The 8549-nt window shown below is 39.6% G+C and carries 12 protein-coding genes; 7 read left to right on the top strand and 5 right to left on the bottom strand.

The window, feature by feature from the left end; all coding sequences use genetic code 11:
• Positions 1 to 99: 99 nt before the first annotated feature.
• The 3 genes from M3N64_RS07640 to M3N64_RS07630 all read right to left on the bottom strand — a co-directional run bounded on the left by M3N64_RS07640 (position 100) and on the right by M3N64_RS07630 (position 1258).
• Complete coding sequence (locus M3N64_RS07640; protein ID WP_249100551.1) at positions 100 to 336, bottom strand: hypothetical protein; 237 nt, start codon at positions 334 to 336, stop codon at positions 100 to 102.
• Between the two features lie 53 nt (positions 337 to 389).
• Positions 390 to 776, bottom strand: a complete 387-nt coding sequence (locus M3N64_RS07635; RefSeq protein WP_249100549.1) for a hypothetical protein — start codon at positions 774 to 776, stop codon at positions 390 to 392.
• Positions 777 to 997: 221 nt separating this feature from the next.
• Complete coding sequence (locus M3N64_RS07630; protein ID WP_249100546.1) at positions 998 to 1258, bottom strand: hypothetical protein; 261 nt, start codon at positions 1256 to 1258, stop codon at positions 998 to 1000.
• Between the two features lie 301 nt (positions 1259 to 1559).
• On the opposite strand from M3N64_RS07630, the gene M3N64_RS07625 reads away from it, so the two are divergent.
• From M3N64_RS07625 to M3N64_RS07605, 5 genes are all read left to right on the top strand, one after another.
• Positions 1560 to 1937 carry a nuclear transport factor 2 family protein gene (locus tag M3N64_RS07625; RefSeq protein ID WP_249100542.1) on the top strand — a complete coding sequence of 126 codons (378 nt, stop codon included), beginning with the start codon at positions 1560 to 1562 and terminating at the stop codon, positions 1935 to 1937.
• Positions 1938 to 2105: 168 nt separating this feature from the next.
• Positions 2106 to 3059 carry a C39 family peptidase gene (locus M3N64_RS07620; RefSeq protein WP_249100539.1) on the top strand — a complete coding sequence of 318 codons (954 nt, stop codon included), beginning with the start codon at positions 2106 to 2108 and terminating at the stop codon, positions 3057 to 3059.
• 738 nt (positions 3060 to 3797) lie between these two features.
• On the top strand, positions 3798 to 4220 hold the full coding sequence (locus tag M3N64_RS07615) for a phage holin family protein (RefSeq protein WP_249100537.1): 423 nt from the start codon (positions 3798 to 3800) through the stop codon (positions 4218 to 4220).
• Positions 4221 to 4347: 127 nt separating this feature from the next.
• On the top strand, positions 4348 to 4950 hold the full coding sequence (locus M3N64_RS07610; protein ID WP_249100534.1) for an ECF transporter S component: 603 nt from the start codon (positions 4348 to 4350) through the stop codon (positions 4948 to 4950).
• A 66-nt stretch (positions 4951 to 5016) separates the two neighbouring features.
• The gene (locus tag M3N64_RS07605) at positions 5017 to 5562 is read left to right on the top strand and encodes a DUF6944 family repetitive protein (protein ID WP_249100531.1); all 546 of its coding nucleotides are present in this window, start codon (positions 5017 to 5019) and stop codon (positions 5560 to 5562) included.
• Between the two features lie 60 nt (positions 5563 to 5622).
• Here the strand turns inward: M3N64_RS07605 and M3N64_RS07600 are convergent, their stop codons facing one another.
• A complete protein-coding gene (locus tag M3N64_RS07600) occupies positions 5623 to 5970 on the bottom strand; it encodes a hypothetical protein (RefSeq protein ID WP_249100528.1) in 348 nt (115 codons plus the stop codon).
• A 103-nt stretch (positions 5971 to 6073) separates the two neighbouring features.
• On the bottom strand, positions 6074 to 6508 hold the full coding sequence (locus M3N64_RS07595; protein ID WP_249100524.1) for a DUF4395 domain-containing protein: 435 nt from the start codon (positions 6506 to 6508) through the stop codon (positions 6074 to 6076).
• Between the two features lie 168 nt (positions 6509 to 6676).
• Here M3N64_RS07595 and M3N64_RS07590 point away from each other — a divergent pair, with 168 nt between their 5' ends.
• Positions 6677 to 7561, top strand: a complete 885-nt coding sequence (locus tag M3N64_RS07590) for a putative RNA methyltransferase (RefSeq protein ID WP_249100522.1) — start codon at positions 6677 to 6679, stop codon at positions 7559 to 7561.
• Between the two features lie 117 nt (positions 7562 to 7678).
• On the top strand, positions 7679 to 8443 hold the full coding sequence (locus tag M3N64_RS07585; RefSeq protein WP_249100519.1) for a DeoR/GlpR family DNA-binding transcription regulator: 765 nt from the start codon (positions 7679 to 7681) through the stop codon (positions 8441 to 8443).
• Positions 8444 to 8549: the final 106 nt, after the last annotated feature.

Genomic DNA, 8549 nt, shown 5'->3' with positions numbered 1-8549 from the left:
TACACGGGAGACTGCGAATGCACGGGCTCCCGTTTTCTTTTTACATAATAAAGCCCCGGCGATGACCGGGGGGGATGTATGTGTCAGATAGTCGACTGATTAGAAAATATAATCCACTTCAATTTTGTCCCAAACTTCATTAAGTGATTTTCCATCTATTGTATAGTTATCAAAAATATCCTTACCAGATTTATATTCTTTACCTTGTCCATCATGAGCGATGCCCTTAGTTTTACCTAAATTGGATATTGTATATACCTCATCTTGATATCTCAAATCGAACTCTCTGCCTTGATCTATCATCTCAATTACTTTGCTCACGGATAAGTCATTCATAATAATCCAACCTTTCTCGATTTATGTCATCATTATGTGATGAACACTATTTGTCACTTTCTGCTAGCTTTATTCCCATTCCAGCTCCAATAATGTATATGTGGGTTAGTATGATACTTTGGAAAACCGTGATCAGTGTAGTCGATGTCAACCTTTGCACGGCCTTTTTTATCGAAAAGCCTTTTTTGATATGGTTTCCCCTTTTTATAAAGACGGTATTCGCTTTTTGGTTTAGCGCCTTTTATTGGCATACTTCCCCCATGATAATATTTTACTCCGCCACCACCACGAGTACCAAAGCCAATCGGGCTTTCATAAAACCCACCACCTCCAAATTGCCCACCTGCATTACTACTATTGTTCTGAGCAGAAGCAAAATTAGCAAAATAAATAGAAAAAAATAATAGTGGAAGTAACACGATAATTAATCTGTTCTTCAAATAATATCTCTCCAAGAAATAATTAATACATAGATGATATCATCTTGGGAGAAAAAGAAAATCAATAATTATCAACACGTTTCGACATGAATTGGATAGTATGGACTGCGCTTTAATTACTGATATTTGCAGCCATAATATCCAAAAAAGCATAGCTTTCTTTCAGCGTACGACCGACCTCCTCGAGTTCATCTCTGCCAAGATGGACGGCTCCGGCAACATCATCCGGGCGTATTGTTTTTCACGCCGACAGATCCGAACTTTTTCCAGAGAGCGTGTCTTTTCGGCGCTGATAGTAATTTCTGCTTAATCGCCGGATCGTGGTAAATATAGACGGATTCAGTCATTTTGTTTAAATAACCTACGTCTTCAAAAATAAGCAACCACTGATCGGCAGAATCCAGTTCAACACCTTCCAGTTCCCACTCCGTAAACCAGTCTTCATTCAAAATTTCACTTATCGTAATTAATGTGTTTTGCATAATTATCGTCTCCTATTTGATAAGTAGGAGGCGGATATAAAATGCAGTGAAAAAAGTAGCAAAAAATGTTCATTTTTATTTTTATATAGATTCATCAGTTTGCAGCGGTCTGTAATGTTTGCGGACCAAGGAAGCAGTTCGACAGAACCTTAGGGGCCTGTTTTTGAAGGCATGCTGAAAGAGCCTCAACGATGGTTTAATTTGACTTTGGTGTACGTGATAACGTTCATCATCATTGGAAGCCTTGCCAGGTGATGATATTATAGAAAAACAATGATAAACAATTGGGGAGACAAAGTAAATGGACATTAAAAAATTTTGGAATGCAGTACTCAAACAAGATGCAGAAAAACTGAAAACCTTTTTCAAGGACACGGCATATGTAAATTGGCATTGTACCAATGAACACTTTACGGTAGATGAGTATATTAGAGCAAACTGCGAATACCCTGGAGATTGGGATGGAACAATTGAAAGAATAGAGAAAGTTGGGAGTTTGATCATTACTGTAGTGAATGTTTTTACTATCGATAAAGAGTCGTCTTTTCATGTGGTATCGTTTATGGAAATCGAGGATGATAATAAGATAATTGCGATGAATGAGTATTGGAGTGATGATGATACTGCACCACAATGGAGATTACAAAAGAATATAGGAACGACAATTTTTAAGCGTTGAATATTCGTTTTTTTAATCAAAAATTAAGCATTTTCCTGTAAACTGTAATTATTCATTTCTAACCAATGCAGGGGTGTCGAGGAGTCAGTGAAAACATACTTTAAATGTTATATTATGGTGATCGCGATATTTAGTGCTGTTCTGCTGCTAACGGGGTGTTACGGCACGATGAAACAGGAAGAACAAGTTGTAATTACGATAAAAAAAATGCCGTCAATTATCCGACTGGGAGAAAATATTGATCCAAAAGATTATGTTACCGTAACAGATCAGAAGGGAAAAGCATTGTCATTAAATCATTTAATCGTCAAAGGTGAGATGAATACGAATCAAACCGGGACTTACAAACTGACTTTTTCTTACAAGAGTGAAAAGCATGTAGTTCCTGTGTCAAAAGTGGTTAAAGTAATCTATGAACGCACGGAGCGCACTGCATTTAAGACAAAATATGTGGACGATGATTCAATGATGCGCGGTGAAAATCGCGTTCATCAGAATGGAAAAAACGGAATTGAGCGTGTCCGTTATGATGCGAAACGAGTAAACGGAAAAATCATTCTTGGCGCCACCCTTAAGAGAGAAACAGTAAAACCTTCCCAGACTAAAATTGTGTACTCAGGTACTCAGATTCCCGAAAACTATAAAATGAACGTTGTAAGCATACGGCAGTTGCCTGAACTGCCCACGGGTTGTGAAATTACGGCGGTAACGATGATGCTCCGTTTTCATGGTGCACATGTGAATAAAATTCAGATGGCGAACGAAATGCCACGGGCTGTGAATGGTGATCCGGATACTGGCTTTGTCGGTTCACCATTTACTAAATCCGGAGTAACCATAAATCCACCCGCTTTAATGGGACTCGTAAAAAAGTATGCGGGAAGTGCTGTCAATTTAACAGGCGCTTCAACTGAGCAATTAAAGGATTATCTAAGTCGTAATCATCCGGTTGTCATATGGGGCACCTTTGATGGTTTTAGTATTCATGCGCTCACATTAACCGGATACAATCAAAGCGGCTTCTATTATAATGATCCTTGGTCGGGAGCAAAACGTTGGATGACAGATGAATTTCTGGTTAAACATTGGAGCGATCTTAATCGTCAAGCGATAACTTTTTGAAAAATTAACAATATTTTTGAATCATGCGTGATGATGCGTGACCCCGCACAAAAAATGCGTGACCCCGCATCATAAATGCGTTGTTATGTCGTGTGAAAAAGAGATAAAATTATATATGTAAAGCAGATGATTGCTTTACATGAGGTGAATACAGGCAGTGTTTTAGCAAATCGCGCCCCAATTACTTATTCACTGAGTCGCTCACAAATGTCACACAGCGTTCAGTGAAACAATGATTTTCCCTCTTTTGTATTTCCTATCCAACTTTTTAAAGGTTTGCTGGCACGCCCGATTCACCTTTTATTTTTTGCTTTTATAGGTCTCCGGACGTAGCGTGTTTTCGTGCTCAGGGTTGATGAAAAAGCAAAAGATAACATGTTACAGTATTTATGTAAAAGTAATACCCCCCAAAACATTTTTTGTGCAGGATCCTTTGTCAAAAGGATCTTTTTTTTTGCACTATAAGAAAGTTTAAAATTCAGCGGATTGTAGTATAAGTGCGGCGGCAGCTTTGCCTTTGCCAGAGGATTGGCAAAACCAAGTTTTCTAATTCGGGTATTTTGTATTCATGTACGGGTTGCGACGTATGGTTACAGCCAGAATGCATTTTTGTACAAACAGACTAAGTAACTCACCTCAGCCTTTTTTAGTGTTTCTGAGATGTCATTGGCATTCAGCCCTGTCCCTTAAAATGCGACAACATAAATTATAGAAACGAAGCAGAGAGGGGATAGGCAAGTGACACAGCATTTACATGTCTATAAAAGTATAACAATGTTTTTGAGTGTCATACTCAGCTATGTGTTTGGTGAATGGTCACCGCTCATTACGCTTCTTATTGCATTTGTTATTCTTGACTATATATCGGGACTGCTTGCTGCTGCATATAAAGGAAAGTTGTCAAGTAAAGTTGGTTTTCAAGGTATTGTCAGAAAAGTAATGATTTTCGCCGTGGTGGCCGCCGCTCATTTATGTGATCGAATACTTGGTTCAGAAAGCATAATTATGGATGCAAGCATTTATTTTTATCTGGCAAATGAATTACTGTCTATTATTGAAAATGCAGGAGAGATGGGGCTTCCGGTTCCGGACAAAATCAAAAAAATGGTCGCTGTTTTAAAGAATCAGGAAAAAAACAAGGCCGACGATCCGAAACAATAATAATATTATGTTAACAAAAACATTTAATTAGAGAAATTGAATGTTTCCCTTGTCGTAAAAAGTCATTATAATGACAAAGGAGGATTGATATTAAGAAATAGAGAGTTGACAAAAAAAGGGGTTTAACATGGAAACGACAAACAGAAAAAAAACTTATCGTTTAGTTATTTTAAGTGTTTTTACAGCAATTATTCTTTTGCAAAACCTGGTGCCATTTCTTGGTTACATACCGATTGGCGTTTTTAGTTTAACCATTATCCATCTTACAGTCATCATTGCAGCAATTGCACTCGGACCGGTTGAAGGTGCAATCGTGGGCTGTGTATGGGGCATGACTACTTTTATTCGTGCATTTGCATTTCCAACCAGTCCAATCGCACCTATTGTATTCACAAATCCGCTTATTTCAGTTGTTCCACGTATTTTAGTCGGCATTATCGCCGGGGGCGTTTATGTTGCATTGAAGAAGACCAGATTGCCGAAAGTTGTCAGCATGTCGGTTGCCGGTTTGCTTGGGTCTTTGACTAATACGATTCTTGTTCTGGGGCTGATTTACATTTTTTACAGTCAGCCATATGCGAACTTTCTGCAAATTGATGTCAGTAAGCTGCTTCCGGCATTGCTCACAATCGTTATGACGAATGGTGCTGCTGAAGCAGCAGCAGCCCTTATCGTGACGCCGGCAGTTGCGGGCGCGCTCCTGGCAGCAGGAAAGAAATATAACAAGTAATCGGACAATTAAAACTGAATACGAATATGATGGAATGATGAGGCTCAATTGATTGGTGGGACAACTGTGAACAGAGAAGAGATGTCCGATAACATAGCACTCGCATCCATTACAGTTGGAAAGATTCTGAATGCCATAGGTCAAACTCCTCTGGAGCATCTGGATCGTGAAACACAGGATGATCTGGTTTTTGCCGGGAGTTTAATTCAAGTTGCGGCTGGTTCTCTGCTTATTGATTTGTTTTCTGAAGACTCAGTTGCTCGGTTAGGCCTTGCATTGAATTTTATTGGCTACGGCACTTTCGCAATACAATTTATTAATGACGAAGATGATGACAGAAAACTGCTTGTGCAGACAATGTCCGCGAATCTTAAAGAAGTGCTCGGGAACATGGTGCTTGTAAGCGATCCGAAGGCATGGAGAAGAATGTACGTGATTATCGGAAGAATTATGGTATGTCTCGGAAACTTTCTCGAAGCACAGGGGAGAAAACGGTTACTGGACGCAGGTGGGGACTACACGCTATCCGATCCGATGGTTACCGCCGGCACTTGGACAGAGGCATGTGGCATGCTGATTATCCTGCTGGGGAATCTGGTCGAAACGACATAAATTGGGAAAAAACGCTTCTCTGATTTTTGAGAAGCGCGTTTTCTAACTGAATTTAAGGTTTCAGTAAAAGTATGGGTACGGATAGAAGAATGGAGGGACAAACAGAATAAATGGAAAGAGAAAACGATTGAAACGTCTGAATCTTCTGCGGCCTCCGGGTCCATAGAAATAACGTTCTGCATCGTTTACGTCTTCCGGTATCAGCATCACGACGCCCTGATCGTTAATATCTTCGATAATTCCCTCCATCTTTTTACCGTCCGCCATTTCCGCAATGACATGATAGTTCATGTATTTACGGCATACGTCATTGATATTCGGAACCGTATTTCCCTGCTGTGCATTACGACCATCCATTAATTGCGGGACAAACAGCGGTTGCTCATTTGTCTGATCATATTCTGCCATACTTGATCGCTTCCTTTCGCATCCAGTGTATTCACCCAGCAACATAACGGTGACACTTGGCGAACAGCAGGAGAGCCAGGCTGTTCATTTTGTGCCTGATTCTTTATTTAACATTTTGCTGTACACGTTTCTGGTGAAATCTGGTCCATTGGTAATGGATGAAGCAGCCGATGCAGAAACCGAGAATAGCGATGAATGCCGCAAGACCAACAATGGCAGAAAAAATATAAGCGGCAATCGTCCAGTTAAAAGCAAAACTGATTAAAGCGAGTGACAGGCACGAGACTGAGATCAGTTGATTAAAACGTTGTTGCTCATAGTCTTCAGGAATATATGAACGCTGCGGTTTTCTTAAAAATTTTTTTGCAAGTACCATAACAGGATTAAAATCAAAGACTAAACCAGACAAACCAGATAAGAGTGGAATAAGAAGCAGCCAATATTGATGTGTTAGCCAGGAGATAACAATTGCAAGAACAATCACCCACTGATTTGTTCGAACGAGGGGGCGCGGAATGGAATGAACAGTCGATGCCATAATAACACACCTTTCTTATCGGAATAGATATATTATACGATAAATCGTTCAACACGGCTAATAATAATTATCCCCCGTCTAAAAAATCTGGGAGTACACGGCTATGTTATAATAAGTCCGTCTTTAATTTTTTCATTCTATAAACAAACGACAAAAAGGGCGTTCTATATGAGTAAACGTTTACACTTTATTGATCAATTGCAAGTAAATTTAACTCTGCTGAAGTGTCCCATATGTGGACAGGCAATGGCGGTTTCAGAACAAAAAAGTCTGATCTGTAAAACTGGCCATACATTTGATATTGCGCGGAAAGGGTATGTTAATTTTCTGACCCGATCGATCCACACGGCCTATGGAAAAGATCTCTTTGAAGCGCGACGGCGAATGATCGCTGAACATGGTTTTTTTGACCCGCTTCTATCCACAATATCTGAGCAATTGAAAGCTACGGTTACATCACTAAGTTCATTAAATATACTTGATCTTGGCTGCGGGGAAGGATCATCTTTTTCGAGACTTTGCCAAAAAATAGTTAGCTTTCTGCCTAATGATATTAATGGGTTTGGAATCGACTTATCAAAAGACAGGATCAATTCGGCGGCAGTTCATTATCCGGAACAGATGTGGTTTGTGGCTGATCTTGCTTATCCCCCATTTGAAGATGGACATTTCGATTGCATTCTTAATCTGCTGTCCCCTTCAAACTATACGATTTTCAATCGGTTGCTGAAACCCGGTGGGTGTGTTATTAAGGTTATTCCCGGGAGCAATTATTTAAAAGAACTACGTACCTCATTATATGATGATCAAAAAGCACATTATTCGAACCAGGATACATTAGGACTGTTTAAAAAGCACTATCCGGAAGTTACGACCAGACATATAAATTACGTTGTTCGTTTAAAAAAAGATGCGATTCATGATCTTATTAAAATGACACCGCTTGCCTGGAATGCGTCTGAAGAAAATCAGCGGGCCTGGCTGAATATACCGTCTGCAGAGATCACTGCTGATTTTGATCTTTTAATAGGGAAAAGCAATAAACGTTCATAATCATTCAAAAAATGTAATATATCAAGGATAATAAGTGAATGGATGACGTCTTTTGAATTTTAGTGATTGAAAATGAATGAAATCATGTTACAATAAACATTGTGGAGGAATGAGTGTATGTTAGCAGAGGAAAGACAACAATCCATTTTGAAGATTTTAGCAGATACGCATGTTGTCAAACTTCAGGAACTGGTCCAGATGCTGGATGCTTCTGAATCAACAATTCGAAGAGATTTGCAGGAACTGGAAAACCGGCATTTACTTCGCCGAATTCACGGCGGAGCATCACTTCTGAATAAGCTTAATGAAGAACCGGACATGGATACTAAAACGCTGAAAAATGTGCATCAAAAAAAAAAGATCGCACGTCTTGCTGCTTCAAAAATAAAGGACAATGATTGTATCTATCTGGATGCCGGAACAACAACTCTAGAAATGATTCCTTTTATCAAAGCAAAAGATGTAACCGTTGTCACCAATGGACCCATACATGGAGATTTGCTCGCCCACAATCACATTCTCTGCTACTTGCTTGGTGGCATGATGAAATCAACGACAAAAGCAACAGTCGGGAGTATCGCATTGCAAAATATTCGCGATTTTCGCTTTGATACGGCATTCATTGGAACAAACGGTATTCATCCGTCGGCGGGATTTACTACGCCTGATCCCGAAGAAGCGGCACTGAAGCGCTGTGCACATGCGCTTGCCGATCAAACTTTCGTGATCTCAGACAGCAGTAAATTTACGGAAGTTTCTTTCTGTAAACTTTTCGATTTGAACGAAGCGATAATCATCACGGATGAAATACCTGAAAGCTGCAGATCCTTAATTTTAGAAAGGACTTCTGTTTGTATCGCCGATGATCCGGCCATTTTATAACAGGATTTTTTTGGCAACTGCGTTTTATTGTGAGTAAACAGCTGAATCTGTCCGGTTCATTCATTTCTACAATCATTTTTATGTAACACTCGACTGCTTAACTTAT

Origin of the sequence: Sporolactobacillus mangiferae, assembly GCF_023336505.1 — a bacterium.
GTDB classification, from domain to species: Bacteria; Bacillota; Bacilli; order Bacillales; family Sporolactobacillaceae; genus Sporolactobacillus; species Sporolactobacillus mangiferae.
Note: the sequence above shows the minus strand (reverse complement) of the source record. Positions and strands in the feature narration are given on the sequence as shown.